Origin of the sequence: Sphingomonas aquatilis (assembly GCF_014196115.1) — a bacterium.
Taxonomy (GTDB): Bacteria; Pseudomonadota; Alphaproteobacteria; order Sphingomonadales; family Sphingomonadaceae; genus Sphingomonas; species Sphingomonas aquatilis.
Genome location: NZ_JACIDB010000007.1, coordinates 25,293 through 44,243, shown reverse-complemented (window position 1 = coordinate 44,243; position 18,951 = coordinate 25,293). Strand labels below are relative to the sequence as shown.

12 protein-coding genes and 1 pseudogene are annotated in these 18,951 nt (G+C 66.6%); 7 read left to right on the top strand and 6 right to left on the bottom strand.

Annotated elements, in window-relative coordinates; all coding sequences use genetic code 11:
- The first annotated feature begins 15 nt into the window (after window positions 1–15).
- From GGR47_RS14180 to GGR47_RS14155, 6 genes are all read left to right on the top strand, one after another.
- A complete protein-coding gene (locus GGR47_RS14180; protein WP_147034885.1) occupies window positions 16–1,122 on the top strand; it encodes an NADH:flavin oxidoreductase/NADH oxidase in 1,107 nt (368 codons plus the stop codon).
- Window positions 1,119–2,270 carry an L-dopachrome tautomerase-related protein gene (locus GGR47_RS14175; RefSeq protein WP_147034886.1) on the top strand — a complete coding sequence of 384 codons (1,152 nt, stop codon included), beginning with the start codon at window positions 1,119–1,121 and terminating at the stop codon, window positions 2,268–2,270. Before GGR47_RS14180 ends, GGR47_RS14175 begins: the two co-directional genes overlap by 4 nt.
- A 229-nt stretch (window positions 2,271–2,499) precedes the next feature.
- The gene (locus GGR47_RS14170) at window positions 2,500–4,011 is read left to right on the top strand and encodes a TolC family protein (RefSeq protein WP_147034899.1); all 1,512 of its coding nucleotides are present in this window, start codon (window positions 2,500–2,502) and stop codon (window positions 4,009–4,011) included.
- Complete coding sequence (locus GGR47_RS14165; RefSeq protein WP_147034887.1) at window positions 4,008–5,012, top strand: HlyD family secretion protein; 1,005 nt, start codon at window positions 4,008–4,010, stop codon at window positions 5,010–5,012. The genes GGR47_RS14170 and GGR47_RS14165 overlap by 4 nt, the downstream gene beginning before the upstream one ends.
- Window positions 5,009–6,142, top strand: a complete 1,134-nt coding sequence (locus GGR47_RS14160) for an ABC transporter permease (RefSeq protein ID WP_147034888.1) — start codon at window positions 5,009–5,011, stop codon at window positions 6,140–6,142. The genes GGR47_RS14165 and GGR47_RS14160 overlap by 4 nt, the downstream gene beginning before the upstream one ends.
- Window positions 6,139–7,248 carry an ABC transporter permease gene (locus tag GGR47_RS14155; RefSeq protein WP_147034889.1) on the top strand — a complete coding sequence of 370 codons (1,110 nt, stop codon included), beginning with the start codon at window positions 6,139–6,141 and terminating at the stop codon, window positions 7,246–7,248. The genes GGR47_RS14160 and GGR47_RS14155 overlap by 4 nt, the downstream gene beginning before the upstream one ends.
- 126 nt (window positions 7,249–7,374) lie before the next feature.
- Here the strand turns inward: GGR47_RS14155 and GGR47_RS14150 are convergent, their stop codons facing one another.
- The 4 genes from GGR47_RS14150 to GGR47_RS14135 all read right to left on the bottom strand — a co-directional run bounded on the left by GGR47_RS14150 (window position 7,375) and on the right by GGR47_RS14135 (window position 13,758).
- Complete coding sequence (locus GGR47_RS14150) at window positions 7,375–8,460, bottom strand: serine hydrolase domain-containing protein (RefSeq protein WP_244304930.1); 1,086 nt, start codon at window positions 8,458–8,460, stop codon at window positions 7,375–7,377.
- Window positions 8,461–8,599: 139 nt separating this feature from the next.
- Window positions 8,600–9,574, bottom strand: coding sequence for a serine hydrolase domain-containing protein (locus tag GGR47_RS19170; RefSeq protein WP_167509680.1), 975 nt, complete (start codon window positions 9,572–9,574; stop codon window positions 8,600–8,602).
- Between the two features lie 534 nt (window positions 9,575–10,108).
- Entirely contained in the window at window positions 10,109–11,359 is a 1,251-nt protein-coding gene (locus GGR47_RS14140) for an aminotransferase class V-fold PLP-dependent enzyme (RefSeq protein ID WP_147034891.1), read from the bottom strand.
- The gene (locus GGR47_RS14135) at window positions 11,359–13,758 is read right to left on the bottom strand and encodes a TonB-dependent receptor plug domain-containing protein (RefSeq protein WP_183949571.1); all 2,400 of its coding nucleotides are present in this window, start codon (window positions 13,756–13,758) and stop codon (window positions 11,359–11,361) included. Before GGR47_RS14135 ends, GGR47_RS14140 begins: the two co-directional genes overlap by 1 nt.
- A gap of 866 nt (window positions 13,759–14,624) precedes the next feature.
- On the opposite strand from GGR47_RS14135, the gene GGR47_RS14130 reads away from it, so the two are divergent.
- Window positions 14,625–15,521: an aspartyl protease family protein gene (locus GGR47_RS14130; RefSeq protein WP_244305023.1), complete on the top strand. Its 897-nt coding sequence runs from the start codon at window positions 14,625–14,627 to the stop codon at window positions 15,519–15,521.
- A gap of 184 nt (window positions 15,522–15,705) precedes the next feature.
- Here the strand turns inward: GGR47_RS14130 and GGR47_RS14125 are convergent.
- Window positions 15,706–17,136, bottom strand: a pseudogene (locus GGR47_RS14125) (transposase).
- 80 nt (window positions 17,137–17,216) lie between these two features.
- Window positions 17,217–18,950 (bottom strand): flotillin family protein, encoded by a 1,734-nt coding sequence (locus tag GGR47_RS14120; RefSeq protein ID WP_147035942.1) that lies wholly within the window; start codon window positions 18,948–18,950, stop codon window positions 17,217–17,219.
- Window position 18,951: the final 1 nt, after the last annotated feature.

Here is an 18,951-nt window from a genome sequence, read left to right as displayed (position 1 = left end):
CACGGGAGACGCCTGATGGCCCGACTGTTCGAGCCGCTGACGGTCGGCGGGCTCAGCCTCGCCAACCGCATCGTGATCGCGCCGATGTGCCAATATTCCGCCGAAGACGGCGCGATGACCGACTGGCACCAGATTCATCTGGGCCAGCTCGCCATGGCGGGGGCGGGCGCTCTGACGATCGAAGCCACCGCGGTCAGCCCGGACGGGCGGATCACGTACGGCGACGTCGGTCTGTACGACGACCGTACCGAAGAGGCGATGCGGCGCGTGATCGACAGTGTGCGCCGCTGGTCGGACGTACCGCTCGTCGTCCAGCTGGCGCATGCCGGCCGGAAGGCGAGCTGTGCCAAGCCGTGGCACGGGGGCGCGCAGATCGCGCCGGATGCGGAGAATGGCTGGCAGACGGTTGCGCCGAGCGCGGTGCCCTATGCCGCGACCGATCATGCGCCCGTCGCCCTGGACGAGGCGGGCCTAGCCCGGATTCGTGATGCCTTCGCCGATGCCGCCCGACGGTCGGCGCGACTTGGGCTCGACGCGATCCAGATCCATGCCGCGCACGGCTATCTGCTGCACGAATTCCTCTCGCCGCTCTCCAATCATCGCGAGGACGCCTATGGCGGCAGCCTCGCCAACCGGATGCGGTTCCCGCTCGAGGTCTTCAATGCGGTGCGCGCGGCGTTTCCCGCCGACCGGCCCGTCACCGTCCGCGTGTCCGGGGCCGATTGGGTCGAGGGCGGCTGGACGGCGGACGAAACTGCGCAATTCGCCGACGCGCTGGAACGGCGCGGCTGCGCCGCCATCCACGTGTCGAGCGGCGGCCTCGATCCGCGCCAGCAGATTCCGGTCGGTCCCGGCTATCAGGTGCCACTGGCTCGGACGGTCAAGGACGCGGTCACGATGCCCGTCATTGCGGTCGGCCTGATTACCGATCCGCAGCAGGCCGAACAGATCCTGCAGGACGGGCATGCGGACGCCATCGCCATCGCGCGCACCGCCTTGTGGGATCCGCGCTGGCCTTGGCACGCCGCCGCTGCGCTCGGCGCTTCGGTCAAGGCGCCGCCCCAATATCTCCGGTCCGAGCCGCATGAGGCGGGCCGTATCCTGAAGGAGATGACGCGATGAAACGGCCCGCCATCTTACTCCTCGCCGCCGCTGCCGTCGCCTCGATCACGGTCGGGGCAACGGCCCGCGATACGGCTTCGGCTCCCCGGATCGAGCGGGTCGCAGCCTTCGATGGCGCGATGCCGACCGGTGTGACCGTCGCGCCCAACGGCCGCATCTTCGTCAACTTCCCGCAATGGGGCGACGAGGCCCCGTTCACGGTCGCCGAGCTGGTCGATGGCAAGGCGGTGCCCTATCCCGACGCCGCGACCAATCGCCCTGATCCCGCCAACCCGGCGGGTCACTTCATCTCGGTGCAAAGCGTTGTCGCCGACGGCGCGAACCGCCTGTGGGTGCTGGACACGGCGGCACCGAAATTCGCGCCGCCCCAGGCCGGGGGCGCAAAGCTGGTACGGATCGACCTCGCGACCAACCGGGTGGTCAAGACGATCGTCCTTCCCCCAAGCGTCGTGCTGCCGACGACCTATCTCAACGACGTGCGCTTCGACCTGCGGCAGGGGGAGCAGGGCACCGCTTACATCACCGACAGCAGCAACGCGGGCGTCGGTGGCATTATCGTCGTCGACATCGCCAGCGGACGGGCGATCCGCCGCCTGTCCGGCCACGCGACGACCAACCCGGAGCCGGGCTTCACGCCGGTCGTCGACGGCGAGGTGCTGATGAACCGCCCGGCCAGCGGGCCGGCGACGCCGGTCGCCATCGCCAGCGACGCGATCGCGCTGAGCGCCGATGGCAGCATGCTCTATTACGGGCCGCTGTCGGGCCGCACGCTCCATGCCGTGCCCACGGCGCTGCTGCGCGATCCATCGGTGTCCGAGGAGGCACTGGCCCGCGCGGTTCGCAGCATGGGGCGCAAAGGCGCGTCGGATGGCATTGCCGAGGACGATCGGGGCCGCGTCTTCGCCGGTGATTACGAACATAATGCGATCCGGGTGCTCGATCACGGTCATTGGTCGACCCTGGTCAGCGATCCGCGCATCAGCTGGCCCGATACCCTGTCGATCGGCCCCGATGGCTATCTCTACTTTACCGCGAACCAGCTTCACCGCCAGCCCGGCTTTCATGGCGGCCGCGACCTGCGTCGCAAGCCCTATGAACTGCTTCGCATCAAGGTCGGTAGTGGCCCGGTACTGCTGACGCGGCGTTGACGCCGCCGCTGTCGGAAGGGTCTCCCGGGTCGGTGGCGGAGAAGCCGGTCTGGCTCGCCGGGTTGCGATCGTGACGCTATTGTAACCACCGTCCTTATCTGCGACATTTTGTGCTCTGTCAGGCACATGGTTGGAGGGGGATCGCATGCGGGAACCAGTCCTGTCGGAGCGAGCGCCTGACGACCGGCCTTTGCGGGGCCTGTCCGCACGACGGCAAGGCAGTGGCGTGATGCGGCGTCCGGCGGCACGGCTGGCGGTGCTGGCATTATTCGCCTGTGCCGCGATCGCGCAGGCGGAGGCCCAGACCCTGGCGCCACCGGATGCGGCGCAGCCGTCGCTGGGGCTCAGCTTCGATGCGGCGCTGGCCAGGCTCGACGACGCATCCCCCGGTCTCTCGGGCGAGGATCATGCCGTTCGTGCAAGCGAATTGATCGCCGATGCCACGCGCAGTCTTCGCCGCCCGGTCGTCAGCGCCTCCGCCAGCGTCATCGCCTATCAAAAGACGCTGTCCGTCGATCTGACCGGCGCGAAGGACAATGCGGCGACCGGCGCCGCGGACTTCCTGTCGCAGCTTCCGGGCAATTTTCCCGTCGGTCTGCAGCAGATCGTCGGGCAGGTGGTCCAGCGGGTCGGTGCGGCGCTGCCGACGATCTTCGGGGCCATTCCCGATAGCCTCCAGTATCAGACGCGCGACACGGTGTTCCGACCCGCCGTGACCGCAGCCATGCCCCTGTACACCGGCGGAGCGATCCCGGCGGTTCAGGCTGGCGCCGATGCCGCCGTCGACGTAGCGCGGGCCAAGCAGGCCGGGGGCCGCGACCTGGCCCGCGTCGGCCTGGTCCGCAGCTATTTCGGGCGGCAGGTGGCATCGCAGCTGACGCGCTCGACCCGCGACACGCTGGCGGGGTTCGATCGCCATCTGTCCGACGCCCGCAAGCTCGAGCAGAACGGCGTCATCCCGCATGCCCGCGTGCTTCAGGTCCAGGTCGCCCGCGACGCCGCAGAGCGGGCCTATCTGCGCGCGCAGCTTGAGGAATCGAGCGCGGCCGATGCGTTGGCGCGGCTGCTCGATCAGCCGCAGGGCATAACGGCGCTGACGCCGCTGTTCGTCAATTCGACGCCCTTGCCGCCGGTCGACACCTTCCTCGGCGGAATCGACACCTCGCCGCGCGCGCGGGGCGCCAATGCCGCACGCGGCATCGCGCGGGCGGGCGTCGACCTGGCGAAGGCGCGATACCGCCCCCAGGCTTTTGCGTTCGGCAGCTATAATGCGAACCGCGACCATGCGCTGCCGACCGAACCCGACTGGGTCGCGGGCGTCAGTCTGCGCTACACGCTGCTGTCCAACTTCGACCGCAAGAAGTCGCTGGATGCGGCGCGTGAGCAGGAACGCGCCGCGGCCGATGCGGCGGCACAGGCGCGCAAGGACGTCGCGGGCGAGATCGTGCGCGCCTGGAATTTGGTCGAGGCCGCGCGGCGGTCCTTCCTGCTGCTCGACAGCAACCTCGCGGCAGCGCGCGAGAATCTGCGGGTTCAGCAGCTTTCCTTTGCGGAAGGGGAGGCACCGTCCTCGTCGCTCGTCGATGCCTGGGCGGTGCTGGCGACGACGCAAAGCCAGCGGATCGCGGCGGCCTATGAATATGATCTCGCGCTCGCCGGATTGCTCGCGGCCAGCCACCGGGTCGACGACTTCACCACCTATCTGGCGCGCGCCGATCGACGTTTGGGGGATGAGCAGTGACCGACGAAGCCACCACTCCGCCAGCGCGCGGCAAGCGGCTGTTAGCGGTCGTCGCAGGACTGATCGTCGTGATCGTCATCGCGCTGGGCCTGTGGCTGGCGAGCCGCCCGGCGCCCGAGCAGCTGCAGGGCATGGTCGATGCCGACGAGGTCAATGTCGGGACAAAGGCGCTCGCCCGCGTCGATCGGCTGATTGCAGAGGAGGGACAGCGGGTCCGGCCGGGATCGCTGCTTGCCACCTTGTCCAGCCCCGAGATCGCGGGCGGGCAGGCGCAGGCGCAAGGGGCGCTCGACGCGGCGCGCGCGATCGCCTCCGAAACCAACGAGGGTGCCCGGGCGGAGGATATCGCGACGCTGCGCGCGACGTGGCAGGCGGCGCAGGCGGCGGCGGATCTGGCGGCCGTGACCAGCCGACGTACCGCCAACCTCTATGCCGAGGGCGTGGTCGCCGCCCAGCGCCGCGACGAAGCGGCTGCGGCCCGTGACAGCAGCGCGCGCAATGCGGAGGCCGCCCGCCAGCAATATGCCAAGGCGCTGGCAGGCGCGCGGCCGCAGAACCGGCAGGCCGCCAACGCGCAGGTCCGCATCGCCGAGGCTGCGCTGCGCACCGCCGACGCCCTCGGGCGCGAAACGCGGCTGGTGTCGCCGATTGCGGGAGAGGTCGCGCGCAAGCTGGTGCGGCCGGGCGAGGTCGTCAGCCCTGTCATCCCCGCCTATCAGGTCATCGACATCGACCACCCCTGGGTCGCGCTCAACCTGCGCGAGGACCGGTATCACGCGATCGGCATCGGATCGGTGCTGCACGGCCATATCCCCGCGCTGCAACGCGACGCCGCCTTCCGGGTCTATCTCGTCGCGCCGCGCGGCGACTTCGCAACGTGGCGCGCGACGCGTGAGGCGTCGGGCTATGACGTGCGGACCTTCGAAATCCGACTGCGTCCCGTATCCGCGATTCCCAAGCTGCGCCCAGGCATGAGCGTCCTGTTCGACTGGCCGCAATGACCGCCTTCCGCCGGGCGCTTGCCCGCGAGATGCGGCACCTTCGCCGCGATTGCTGGGATCTGGCGGGGATCACGCTGCTGCCCGGCATCCTGATATTCCTCGTCGCCGCGCTGTTCTGGCAGGGGCCGTTTCGCCAACTGCCGCTCGGCATCGTCGACAGCGACGGCAGCGGCGCGAGCCGGGCGATCATCCGCGCGCTGGACGCATCGCCGCTCATCCGCCGCGGCGGCAGCTACCGCGACGAGGCCGCCGCAGGGCGCGCCGTCCGCACCGGCACGATCATGGGGTTCGTGCACATTCCCGCAGGGCTTGGCGACAGCATCGCCCGGCATGGGGAGCCGGTCGTCCGCATACTCTACAATGGCAGCTTTCTGACCGCCGGCGGGCAGGTCGCGCGCGCGGCCGGTGATGCGGTGACGGCGGCGCTCCCCACCATCGCGGCCAGCCAGTTGCCGAACCACGCCGTGCCGGCCAGCCGCGTCCGGCGTCTGGTGGTGGAGGCGACGGCGCTGGGCAATGCGCCGGTCAGCTTCGAATGGTTTCTCGGGCTGCTGATCTTTCCCGCAGTCCTGCATCTGATCGCGGCCTGTGTCTGCGCGATGGCGCTGGGTCGCGAACTCGAGGACAAGTCGCTGTCGGCCTGGGCGAAGGACAGCGGCGGGGTGGGGGCGGCGATGGCGGGCAAGTTGCTGCCCTATGTCGTGGCGATCAGTGGCTGGGGGCTGGTCTGGCTTCTCTACCTGACCCTGGCGCGCGGCTGGCGCGTCGAGGGCAGTCTCGTCCTCATCGCTTGCGGTCAGACGTTGTTCTACGTCGCAACCGCCGCGATCGCCGCGTTGCTGGTGGCGGTCACGCGCGAGACCGCCACCGCGCTATCGGCCAGCGCCGTCTATGCGGGCTCCGCGCTCGCCTATTCGGGCGCGACGCTGCCCCTGAACGGCGGCAATGCCTTTGCGCGGATTTGGAGCGAGGTGCTGCCGCTCACCCATTATATCGCGCTCCAGATGGGGCAGGTGAGCGGTCAGACGGTCGCCGCGGCGGTTTCGCCGACCCTGGCGTTGATCGCCTATGTCGTCGTGGCGGGCGGCGGCGCGCTGGCCCTCATCACGGCGCGGGCGGGGCGGACATGACCTTCGCTGCGGCGTTCCTTGCGACATGGCGCGCGATCCTCACCTCGCGCACATTGCTCAGCACCATGCTGCTCGCGGTCGTCCTCTATGCCTTTTACTATCCTGCGCCCTATGCGCACGAGGCACCGCGCAAGCTGCCCGTGGTGGTGGTCGATCAGGACGCCAGTGCCCTCAGCCGCGCCATGATCCGCGACCTGGATGCCACCCGCGCCATTCACGTCGTGGCGGTGGCCGGTGATCTCTCCGCCGCGCGCGCCGACATGCGCAGCGGCAAGGCCGACGGGATCATCCTGATCTCCGGTGCTCTGGAGCGCCAGCTGCGGGCCGGGACGGCCGGATCGGGGATCGCGGTCTGGGTCAACGCCACCTATCTGCTCCGCGCCAGCACGATCGGCGAGGCGGTGACCGCGGTCGTCCAGGACATCGCGAAGACGCGTCTTCTGCCGGGAGGGCAGCTCGATCGCGGTGGCCCGCCGGTCGCGGTCGTCGAGGAGCCGCTGGCCAACCGGACCGGGGGCTATAAGGGCTATGTCTTTCCTTCGGTGGCCGTCATCATCATCCAGCAGACGCTGCTGTTCGGCGCCGCGACCTTCATGGGCGGGCGGCGGCGGCTGGGCTGCTGGCGGATGGGGCGCGCGGAATTTGGCGGCACGCTCGCCGCCTTCGCCTCGGTCGGCTTGCTCGGCTGCTATTTCCTGTTCGGTCTGATCTTCTGGGTCCAGGGCGTGCCGGTCGACGGGAATGTGCCCGGCATGCTGCTGGTGGTGCCGATCTTCGCGACCGCGGTCGCTGCGCTGGGTCTGCTGGCGGGCAGCACCTTCGACCGGGCGGAGCGGGCGATCTACATTCTCGGCCCGACGTCGGTGCCCCTCTTCTTTCTGACCGGTGCCACCTACCCGCTCGATCAGATGCCGCGCTTCGTCGCCGCCTTCGCGCAGCTGATACCCTCGACGGCGGGGGTGCATGCCTTCGTCCCGCTCAATCAGATGCGAGCGTCGATCGGCGAGGTCGCAAGCCCGTTGCTGACGTTGGTGGTGCTGGCGGTTGGCTACGCCGCTTTCGCCTATCTGCGGCTGATCGACCCATCGCCTCGGCGTCGCGGCTGACGGCGCGAGGAGACGGCTGGCATCGCTCGTGATCGGCGGGCTGCCTCGCCGGTCGTTCTCCCCGCGCGCAATATGCCGGCAGCGGTCCGCAGGCGGTGCAGCGCGGTCGTCCTGGCTGCGGTCCCGTCAGCTCATCTGGCCACGAAGGAAGGCGATCAGCTTCGGATCGCTACCCGTGCGTTCGAGGATCGGCAGGATCACCCGCCACCCATTGTCGCTGTTGGTCAGGATGACGATGCCGTCGCCGCTCGCCCGGTCGATCGCGGCGAAGGTGAACGCTCCGGCATCCTTGCCGGTGTGGAGCATCGTCGTTCCACCGGGAAAGCCGAGAAGCTGCCAGCCAAGGCCGAAGCCGGTCCAGGGCGGACAGGTGGTCGCTTTCGTTCCGGTACAGATGTCGGGCGTCAGATCGGCCTGCGACCTGCTGCGTTCGGCTGCAATGACCCTGGTCAGACCGCGATCGTTGCGGGCATCGATGAGGAAACGCGCATAATCCCGCGCGGTGGCATGCGCCAGATCGGCGGCATTGTATCGCGTCACCCGCTCGACCGGCAGCGGCTTGCCTGCATCGTCATAGGGCACGGCGATCGGCGCCGTCTCGCCCTGTGCTGAAACATAGCCCGAGGCGCGCATGTGAGCCGGAGCGAACAGCCAGCGCCCAGCCAGAGCCTCGAACGATCGCCCGGTGCGGTGCTCGGCATAGCGCGCCGCATATTGATATCCCTCGCCCGAATAGCCGGTGGTCGTGCCGGGATCGTGATCGAACGCCAGCCCCTTGGCATCGCGCCAGTTCGGCAAGCCGGTGCGATGGCTCAGTGCCATGCGCACCGTCAGCTTGATCCGCCGGGGATCGCGCGACAGGTCGGGATCGCTCCAATAGCGGTCCATCGGTTCGTCCAGCGACAGCGTGCCGGCCGACACCAGCCGCAGGATGACCTCCGCCGTGAGCGGCTTCGTCAGCGAGGCGAGATTATAGGGCGTGGAGACGGTCGCCGCGCGGTTGGGGCCAGCCATGCCCCAAGCCCCGGTCGAGACGATCAGTCCATCGCGGATCACGGCGACCGAAGCGCTCTCCACATGCTGCTCACGCAGGGTTGTGGTCAGATCCGGCAGCGTGGTGTTCGTCCTGGCGTCCGCAATCGAAGACCAAACCACCAGCGCGACCAAACCGCGATAAACTGCCTGCTTCAGCACAGCGACTGTATTGCCCATGTGCAACACTTAGTGATGTTGAAGCGTGGCGGCAATCTCGCTGGTGGCGAGCAAAGCTACGCTCCGGCTCTGCCTTGCTGCCAACACGAATGGGTGGCCGAAAGCCGCAGGCTGTACGGAGGCGGGAACACCCTCGACGTCACGGCTGCAACCACGTCAAGGCGTCAAACTCACGTCCGAACCGGACGCGGGCGGCTCGTTCGTAGACCCGCTGCCCCCCGGCCCCGTTCGTCAGCATGACCAGCCCGTCGTTGCTGACGAGATCGAGGATGAACAGGTTGGCGACACCGTCATTGGCGCCCCAGTGCCAGGCGAAGCGGTCTGAGCCCGACTGTTCCAGTCCCCACCCCAGGCCCCAGGCAAGACTGCCTTCGACGGCCACCGTCGGCGTATTCATGGCCGGGTAGCGACGCGCGAAACGGGCGAAGCGGCCATAATCGCTCGCGGTCGTCCACAGTCCCGCCGCCATGTTGGGAATCATAAAGACGGGCAGGGCCGGCTTGCCGAGCGCCTGGGCCCCCGCAACGCGATCATCCTGCATCCATGCCTCCACGGACCGGCGAGGGCCGGCGTCCCGGCTCCTCTGGAACTGCGCAGGGCCCTTGTCCGCCATCAATGCGCCCCCGGCATCGTGCGCCCACGCCACCGGAGGCGATTGGCCGGCTGACCAGCCATAGCCGCTTCGCGTCATTCCCGCAGGCGTCAGAATTCGGGAACGGACGACCTCCGCTGCCGTCTGCCCGGTGACTTTTTCGGCGAGGCGAGCGAGCAGTACGTAGCCCTCTCCCGAATAGCGGAAGTCGGAACCGGGTCTGAACCTGCTCACCAGATCGCTGCCGGCCTCGGTCCGCCAATTCGGCAGACCACTGGAATGCGATAGCAGGTGACGAGGGGTAATAGCCTTGGTCGCGACATCCGCCGTGAAATCGATGTGCTTGGCCACAGGCTCGTCGAGATCGACGCTGCCGTCGCGGACAAGGTCGTGGATGGCAGCCGCCAGGACCGGCTTTGACAGGGAAGCGGCTTCGAACAGCGTCTCCGTCGTCGCGTTCGCCTCACCGACTTTGGCGTATCCTACCGCAGAGCTGACCGGCTCCGCTTCGCCGTCGAACACGGCCCAGCTTGCCCCCGGCACGGAAGCAAGCGCCATCCATGACGGGACTGGCATCGCCGTACGCCTCTGGCTCCTGGCCAGCGCCGGCACGGAGGCGCAGCCGGCAGCGACTGCGGTGCCGATCAGGATCGTTCGCCGTGTCGGGTTCATTCGGGCATTCGCGAGGACGTCATGACATAACCGATCGCTTGGTGTATTGTGCCTACAATACGGTCCGTCGCGCTATTTGCAATTGACCTTCGTACGTACCGGAGGGTCTGACGTACGGCGTCCTCAGCTCTCGAACTGCACCAGACCGGATGACCAAACGTCCGCTTCTGCGCAGTGGCGGTGTCACGGCGAACGTTTACTTTTGGGTCAGGGCAGCGAAGTCGAATTGGTACTGCCTATGTGATCCAAGCTCTGAGACATATCACCATCAGCGCCGTCTCATGCTCCAACGTTTTACGATCGCTAAGTACCACGGTCATTCTTCGGCAGTGTGGCGATCAATTGCGGCCTCAACAGCCCATCGGATACACGCCCCCCGTGCCTTCAATGAACGGCTGACAGAGCCTGCGCCAGACGGTCGACGTCGCTCGCCGAATTGAACAAGGACGGCGTTATTCGGACACATGCGCCATGGGCGGCTCCTGTCCGATGAACGGTGAAGATGCGATGCTGCTCAAGCAGTCGCTGGGCAAGGGCGGCGTTCGCTTGCGGGCTGATTACCCCTTTGAACCGGAACGACGTGATCGCGCCATGCGACGCGGGGTCGTCCGGCGTCAGTATCTCGATGCCGGGGATCGCCCGCGCCTGCCGAACCCAGCGGTCGCGAAGCGCGCGCAGCCGTGCGGCGCGGGCGGCACGGTCGATCCGGTGTTGAAAGGCGAGTGCGGCGGGGACGGTGAGCCAGGACGCATAATCGAGCGTGCCGGTGTGGATCCGGGCCATGACGGTGTCCGGGCCGTTCGCGTCTTCGGCGGGATCCCGGTCGATGCGGGACAGCGCGCCTTTGCGGATATGGAGGATGCCGATGCCGAGCGGCGCGCCGAGCCATTTGTGGCCGTTCAGTCCGACGAAATCGCAATCGAGGTCGGGCAGCGCGAAGTCGAGCTGTTGCCAACTGTGCGCGGCATCGACGATGACGTCGATACCGCGGGCACGGGCCATCGCAGTGATCTCGCGAACCGGGATCACCAGGCCGGTCCGGTGGCTCAGGTGGGTGAGGAGGATGAGCTTCAGCCGCGGTTCGTCAGCCATCACCTGTGCATAGGCGTCGATCAGGCTGGCGCGCGTGGCGGGTTCGGGTAGCGCGATGCGACGAACGCGCACGCCACGCCGCGGCCCAAGGCTCTCCATGCACGCCTGCATGCTGTCATAGTCGAGGTCGGCATAGACGATCGCATCGCCTGCGGTCAGACGATTGTAGCCGAGGATCAGCGCCTTGAGAGCTTCGGTCGCATTGCGGGTGAAGGCGATCTCATCGGCAGGTACACCCAGTTCCGCCGCGACGGCGGTGCGGGCGGCGCCAAGGTCGGCAAGCATGCCGCGCCGGGCGTAATAGCTGGTATCGCGGTTCACACGCGCGACGGCCTGTTCGTAGGCGGCGCGGACGGGGCGGGACATCGCGCCCCAATTGCCGTTTTCGAGCTGGATGACGTCCTGGGGCAGGTCATACTCCGCAGCGACGGTCGCCCAGAACGCCTCGTCGTCCGGGGCGGGATGCGTTGGCGCGCCGGCGCGCGCGGGCAGGGGGAGGGTGGCGGCCATCCCGCCGGCCAGAAGCTCGCGCCGATCGATCATCAAAAGCTCAATCCGAGCCGGACATAGTACCGGCCGCCATCGGTATCATAGGGGGCGTTTCGCGAATAGATCAGGCCGCGATTGGCCTGATTGGTCGCCTCCGCCGGATAGGTGTCGAACAGGTTTTCGGCACCGCCACGGATCGAGATGTTCGGCGTCATGCGATAGGTGAGCGAAGCGTCGAAGAGGGCGATGCCGCCGAAGCGCTGGAACAGCTCGCCGGTCGCATTGCCCGTCACGTCGGTCCAGGGGCCATAATAGCGGCCGCGCAGGATCATGCCGACTGGACCGATATCGTAGCCGAGCGTGCCGGTCGCATTATGCTGGGGCAGGCGTTCCTGGAAGATGCGGCGTTGCGTGTCGTTGGCGATCGCCGCACTCGTCCCGCTACGAACGGTGGTGCGGTTGTAATTGTAAGCCAGCGTCGCGCTGGCCCGACCGCCGCCGAGGGCGCGAGCATAAGTGATGACGACATCGACACCCCGGGTCCGGGTGTTGAAATCGTTGGTGAAGTAGCTGATCGAGGTGAAGCGGTTGGGGTTGGCGAAGCCCGCCGGGATGGCGATGGTCGCCGACTGGCTGAAGCGGTCGTCGACATCGACCTGGTAGAGATCGACCGTCCCGCCCAGCCCGATATGCGTCTGCGCGACGAGGCCGGCGCTGATGTTGTGTGAGGTTTCGGGGCGCAGCGGCTTGGCTCCGAGCGCAACCGCAAGCGGGTCCGTTGGCGCGAGGCGTCCCTGATTGAAGACCTGCAACGTCCGGGTGTCGAGACCCTGGCTCACGACGCGGGTGTTGAGCTGCGCCGGGGTCGGCGCGCGGAATCCGGTGGAATAGGTGCCGCGCAGCGCAAGCCATTGGACCGGCTCGACCCGGCCGGAGAATTTGTAGGTGAACTTGTCGCCGAAGCTCGAAAAGTCCTCGTAACGGCCCGCCGTGCCGAGGGTGAGCATCGTGATCGGATGCCATGTGACGTCGACGTAACCCGCGTTGCTCGTCTGCTTGAAGCTGCCCGCCTGTTGCGGGCCGAAGCCGGGGAAGCCGTTGGCGTTGGGGGCAAGACCCGTCGCGGCCCCCGCTCCGATCGCATAGGAGGCCGGATCGCCGACACCGACCGCGTAACGCTCGATCCGCCGTTCCCCACCGAAGGCGATATTGAGCGGTTCGATGCCGCCGACGGGCAGGCGATAGACGAAGTCTGCGTTGAGGTTTGTCTCACGCTGCGTCAGGCGGCCGAGGTAGAAGCTCGTCGGGCTGGCTGGCCCCAAGGAGGCGTTGAGCGTTTCGGCGATCGTATAGTCGATACGGCTGCGGCCGGCCGTGGCGCTGAGGTCGTAGCTCAGCGCGTCCGACAGGTCGCCGCGCAGGCCGCTGACGAGTTGCAGGTCGGCGAACTGCGTGCCGAAGCGCGGGGTGAAGCCGGCCGGGTAGATGCTGCGGAAGCTGAAACCGGGGAAGACGCTGCTAGCGTTGTAGACGCTGCCGGTGTTGCTGGGATTGCGCCAGTTGAAATCGGTCAGCCCCTCGCCCTGCTGCACCGTACCGAAGGCGTAGACCTTCGCCGCATCGCTGATGTCATAGTGCATGTCGATCGCGCCGCTGATGCGCTCTTCGTCCGGCTGCCCCCAGCGTTGTACCGGGTTCGGCACCGCGAGCGTCGGGTTCGCCGCCTGGAACGCGAGAGCGTCGGGACGCTGGCGGGTGCGCGAGGTGGCCTCCCCATGCGCGAACTGGCCGGTAAAGACGATCGCGCCCTTGTCGTTCAGCGCGATGCCCCCGCGGGCGCCGGACTGGTAGGTGTTGCCGTCCCCGGCATAATATTGGCTGAACTGGCCATAGGCTTCCATCCCCGGCTGGTCGTCGAGGATGATGTTGATGACGCCGGCGATCGCGTCGGAGCCATATTGGGCCGACGCGCCGTCGCGTAGCACCTCGATGCGCTTGATCGAGAGAGTGGGGATGCTGGCGAGATCGGGGGCCTGCGCGCCGCGCGTTCCCAGCAGAGCCGAGCGATGATAGCGCTTGCCGTTGACGAGGACGAGCGTCTGGTCGGCGGACAGGCCGCGCAGCGTCGCCGGGCGCACGAACGCCTGTCCGTCGGCGGCGGGCAGGCGCTGCACGTTGAAGGACGGCAGCAACTGCGCCAGCACGGTGGTGAGATCGCTCGAGACGCTGGACTGCACCAGCGCTTGCGGCAGCACGTCGACCGGTGCCAGCGTATCGAATTGCGTCCGGCCGCGCTCCCGCGTGCCGGTCACGACGATGTCATCTCCACCAGCAGCATCCATCGTGGCCTGACTGACCTCCGCATCCCCCTGGGACGCAGTGACCTGCGCCGAAACGGCAGGCGCGAAGAGAACGTGCAGCGCCGCAACGGCGCTGGCGGTAACGAATTTCATGATGACACAGTCCCTGAAGGGCGGCTCTCTCGGCGCCTGTGGACTGCGCGCTAGAGCAGCTTTGTTGCAGTGTCGTTGTGCTTCGAATGCAAAGACGGGTCAGGCCGATGACCGTTATGTGTCACCTCCTAACCGGCAGTATAAATCGCGACGGGAGGATTGGCGCGAGCCGTCCTGCAAAAACGGGCCCGGTCGCCGCGAACCGCCTCGTTCCTTTATTGTCGAAATTGAATTGAGCGTTCGGCACAGTCAGGCGCCAGAACCAACGTTGGACGTGGTCCGACACACACAGCATCTCCTGCGCTAGCGTATCGAAGACTGCGATCAACAGGATCTAGCGGGCAAAGCGCAACTTGATCGTCAAGCGTCGTGCAAACTATGCACACCCAAGGATACGCCGTCGCCGGTGCGCGAACGGCCGTACCCTGCGTCTCTCGAAAACCGCTGGTTCGATTAGCAACACACGGGCGCGGCAGGGTTGTTAAAACACCTGCCATAAGCGCCGTGCCTGCTCGGTGACCGTGGCCACGACACCGATCGGTTCTCGGACACACGTGAGCCATAGGGCCCCGGTGCCGCTGCCTTCGTCTGACGACGATGCACGTCGATGGACGACGTCACCGACGATAAAGAGTGCATCCGCACCGGACATGACCGCCCCTTATGCCGGCTGACCAACCAAAAGACCGAATGTCCGTGGGTGATAGATAGGTTGGAGGCTCCGCATGACCGTTTGTGGGTCTCCTGAGCGGCCTCTATCACCCCCGCCTTCCGTCGATCATCGCCGCCGTCTCCCCCTTGCGCTGTTGAAGAGCCAAAACGTCGTGTGTATTACATAGGCAATACGCATATATTCGGGGGAAAGCATGCACTCGAGCATTCTACGGACAGCGACCGTCGCGGCGACCGCCATTGCCAGTCTCGCAACGCCCGCTTTCGCAATCGAGCCGGACAAACCAAAAGTTTGTTCCCTGGCGCGCAAAGTAATGATTGGCGCGGTTCTGAGCGTTCCGTTCCGCGTCGTCGATGGTCGGATCTATGTGACTGTTAAGGTTGATGGAAAAGGGCCGTTCGTCTTCGCCGTCGATACGGGCGCGAGCGGCATGGGGCGTGCCGATGCCGGCTTGGTTGCCGCGCTGGCTATTCCCCCGAGCGGATCGGGCCATACGTCGGATGGCGTGGCAACGTCAGAAGTCCGGACCGTTCGCTTGGCATCCGTTGCACTCGGCGGCTTCGTCCGACGCGATCTCGAGGTCGTCACCCGGGACTATAGCAGCAAGCTTAGCCCAGAAGCGGCGTTCTCCGGCATTTTGGGGCGCGCGTTCTTCGGCGATGGCCTGTTGGTCATCGACTATCCGGCTCGTCGCCTCACCTTCACGCGCGCCGTCGCGCTCTCCGGCGAGGGCAATGGCGTCATGTCGTACGAGCGGGCCTTCCGCGTGCCGGTGACGATTGGCGATACCCTGACGGAGGGCAATCTCGACACAGGCGCCAACGTGTCGTTCGTGCTGCCGAAAACGCTGTTCGATCGTGTCGGCGGTGGTGCCCTCCAGTCGGCCGGCCAAGGCAAACTGACCAACACGACGGTCAGCACCGGCAAGGCGATGGTGAAAGGGCCGTTCCGCATCGGCGCAGCCTCGCTTTCGGACGTGGAGGTGCGGGTGTCGGATCGCTATCCGGAACTTCTGGTCGGGGCACACGCCTTGCAACATGTCACGCTGCTGATCGACCAGCGATCCAGGCGGATCGCTGTGTGCCCGTGACGACGCGATCAGCTCCGACGACATGGGGGCAGAAGGTCGCGTGGGCCGGTATGACGATTCTGAGCGTCGGGATTGCGATCTTTTCCTACCGCTACCTTTTCGCCGCGGGGTCCATGCCACCTGTCATCGCGGCCAACAGCCGTTTCGGCCCGATTGCGTTGAAGAAGTCGGGGTGCCGACCGGCTCAGGCGGGTAGTGGCTGTTTCACCATCGGGATGAGCTTGGCCATCTTGCGGAGGTTCTGGGCGGTGGCTGCCATATGGAACTCGTCCCTGGCGCCGTTTGGACCGCGCAGGCGCAATCGGTCGAGCTTCAGGATGCGTTTGAGGTGCGCGAACAGCATCTCGACCTTCTTTCGCTGGCGCCGCGACGTGACGTAGGCGTCGGTGGTGGCGATGTCGCGGGCCAGGTCGCGAGCCCCTTCGTGGATCGAGCGGATGACCTTGCGCGCGGGCATGTTGGGCGAAGCCTGCCAAGGTTCCGGCGATGCGCAGCATCGTTGGAAAGCAGGCGGAGGGGTGCAGCGTTCCCGCAGGGCGCAACCGCCTCAGTCCTGCTGTCGCGCGCGATAGCGGATGAAGCCGTCCTGGCCGACATCGCCCCGGGCGGTTGCGAAGTTGCGGTTCCTGGGCCTTAGGCGCTTGCCGCCGGGGCAGACGTAGCTGTCGTCGTCATGGTCGTAGGTGAAGGCATCGCGTTCGAACGTGCCGTCGCCGCGAGCGGACTTGTCGAACACCGGGATATGCGGATGGATGTCGCGCTCGTGGACCAGCCAGGCGAGCATCTCCGCCGAGCCGTAAGCGGTGTCGGCGGCCAGCCGCTCGGGCCAGACGCCGAAGCGGTCCTGCACCCGCGCGATCATGCGCTTGCACGCGGTTACCTCGGCCTGGCGCACCGCGGTGCTCGCTTCCACGTCCCTGATGACGGCGTGGTCGAGGTCGATGAGGTAGTTGGTCGAGTAGGCGTAGAGGGCCGGCCCGCGATGCGCGCTGGTCCAGCGCGATGCCGGATCGGCCGGCGCCAGATACTTCGGCACCACCGGCGTCGCTGCACCGAATGCGGCATCATCGAGCACGGCCAGATACTCGCGCACCGCACGGCTGTCGGCGTCCGGTGGCATGCCGTCACTGCCCGGCCCGCCGGTCTGGCGGTTGGCATCGGCGCGGATCAGGCTGGCGTCGACCGCGAACCCTTCGCCGCCCACCAGCCCCTCGGCCATGCAGCGCGCGACCGTCGTCTCGAACAATCGGCGGAGCAGATCGCTGTCGCGGAAGCGCCCGTGCCGGTTCTTCGAGAAGGTCGAGTGGTCGGGCACGTCGCCGTCCAGCCCCAACCGGCAGAACCAGCGATAGGCCAGGTTCAGATGCACCTCTTCGCACAGCCGCCGCTCGGACCGGATGCCCATGCCATAGCCGATGATGAGCATCCGGATCATCAGCTTCGGATCGATCGAGGGGCGACCCGTCTCACTGTAGAACGGCTTCAGCTCCTCGCGAATGCCAGACAGGTCGACGAACCGGTCGATCGATCGCAGCAGATGGTCCGCCGGCACGTGCCGCTCCAGGCTGAAGCTGTAGAACAGCGCTTCCTGCGCCACTGTCCGCTCGCCCATCATCGGCCCGTCTCCGCTCGCCTCGCAGAGATTGAATCAGACCACCAACATCACTGCAAGACGGCCTTTTCGACACAATCGGGTCAGGCTGGTTTTGAAGCGGGGTCGTTTTTGCCCGGATTCACGCCGTTGAACGGCATTGACCTCTGTGAAGGTTCAACGGCAGCGCTTGTCCCCGAGAGCATCCCATTGAGAGAGCCTCCAGCGATGCCGAGCTCCGCCATCAATCCATCGATCAACGGACCGCCCACCCGGTATCGCATCGCTGCGGAGACTGCCGCATCTGCCAAGTTGACCTGACCGCCGTTGCCGCCTGGCTCGCCGGCCAGCGCCTCGCCGTGAAGGCCGCGAGCATCGACGATGCTGATCCGATCGATGTTCTCCATAGGCTTGCTGGCAGCGGCTATGATCGCAGGCAGGGCCTCCAGCATAGCCTTGCGGATCAGGAGTGCGGTCTGTGCATCGCTGAGGATGTTGGTGGCCTCGTTCAGCGAAGCCTGGCCGGCCGCGTCGACCTTGAAGGCAGCCTCACGCCCTTCGGCGCGCGCCTTTTCGGCATCGGCTTCGGCTACGGCCTCCGTGCGAAGCGCACTCGCGCGGGCTTCCGCAGCCTCTTTCTCAGCAGTGGCGGCGACAGTGATCTGAACGGCCTCTTCCTGCGCGCGCTGTGTCGCTGCGATGACTGCTACGTTCTTGTTGCGATTGGCGATTTCCGTTGCTTTGGCGGTAGCGACACTTTCCTCGGCGCGGACCGCGAGCGCGCGCGCCTCGTTAGCGGCGGCCGTCGCGGTGGACTCTTCTTCAGACTTTTGCGCGGTCTGCACAGCGGTCGTGATGCGCGCGATCTCGATCGTACGGTCGCGCTCGATCGTCGCCGTCTGGATCGCGCCATCGCGCGCGATCGTGGCGGTCTTGATCACCTTGTCCGCCTCGGTCTGCGCCACGGTCTGTGCCTGGGTGGCCGTGATCCGCGCAATTTCGGCGAGGCGGGTCTGCTCCGCCTCGGCGGTCGCGATCGCGGTGGCCTGTTCGGCGCGGCGCGCGGAAAGCGTCTGTTCCTGAAGCAACCGCGCCTGTTCGGCAGCCTGAGCGATCTCCAGCGACTGGTTGTTGGCTTCCAGGTTTCGCTGCTCGATCGCCACTCGGTTGGTCGCAACAATATCGTTACGGGTCTTCTTGCGCTCCTCAATGGTGCGCGTCAGCACCGTCAAACCTTCGGCATCGAAAGCGTTGTTTTCGTTGAAATGCTCAAAGGCGGTCTGGTCGAAATGCGTGATCGACACCGACTCCAAGTGGAATCCGTTCATATCGAGATCGGTGAGTAGCGCTTCCTGCACCTTCTGGATGAAGTCCGCGCGATTGGCGTGGAGGTGCTCCATCGTCATCGTTGCGGCTACCGACCGTAACGCCGAGACCAGCTTGCCATCGAGCAGTGACTTGACCGCATCCGGATTGTTCACCGAATCGCCCAGCGTCTGTGCGGCAGCTGCGATTGACTCCGCGTCGGGCTTGACCTTGATATGGAACAGGCCGACGACGTCGACCCGCAGCTTGTCGAGCGTGATCAGCGCATCCTTGTTGAGCCGCGACACCTCCAGCTTCACCGTCGTCAGGCGGACCTGCATCAGCTCGTGAAGAACGGGGATGACCATGATGCCGCCGTTCAGCACCACCTTTTCGCCGCCAAAACCCGTTCGGATCAGCGCGACATCTTTGGTCGCACGGCGATAAAGACGGGTCAGGATGATGCCGATGACCATGAAGGCAAACAACACGATGCCTGCATAGATCAGGACGTTCAGTAGCGATGCAGGCATG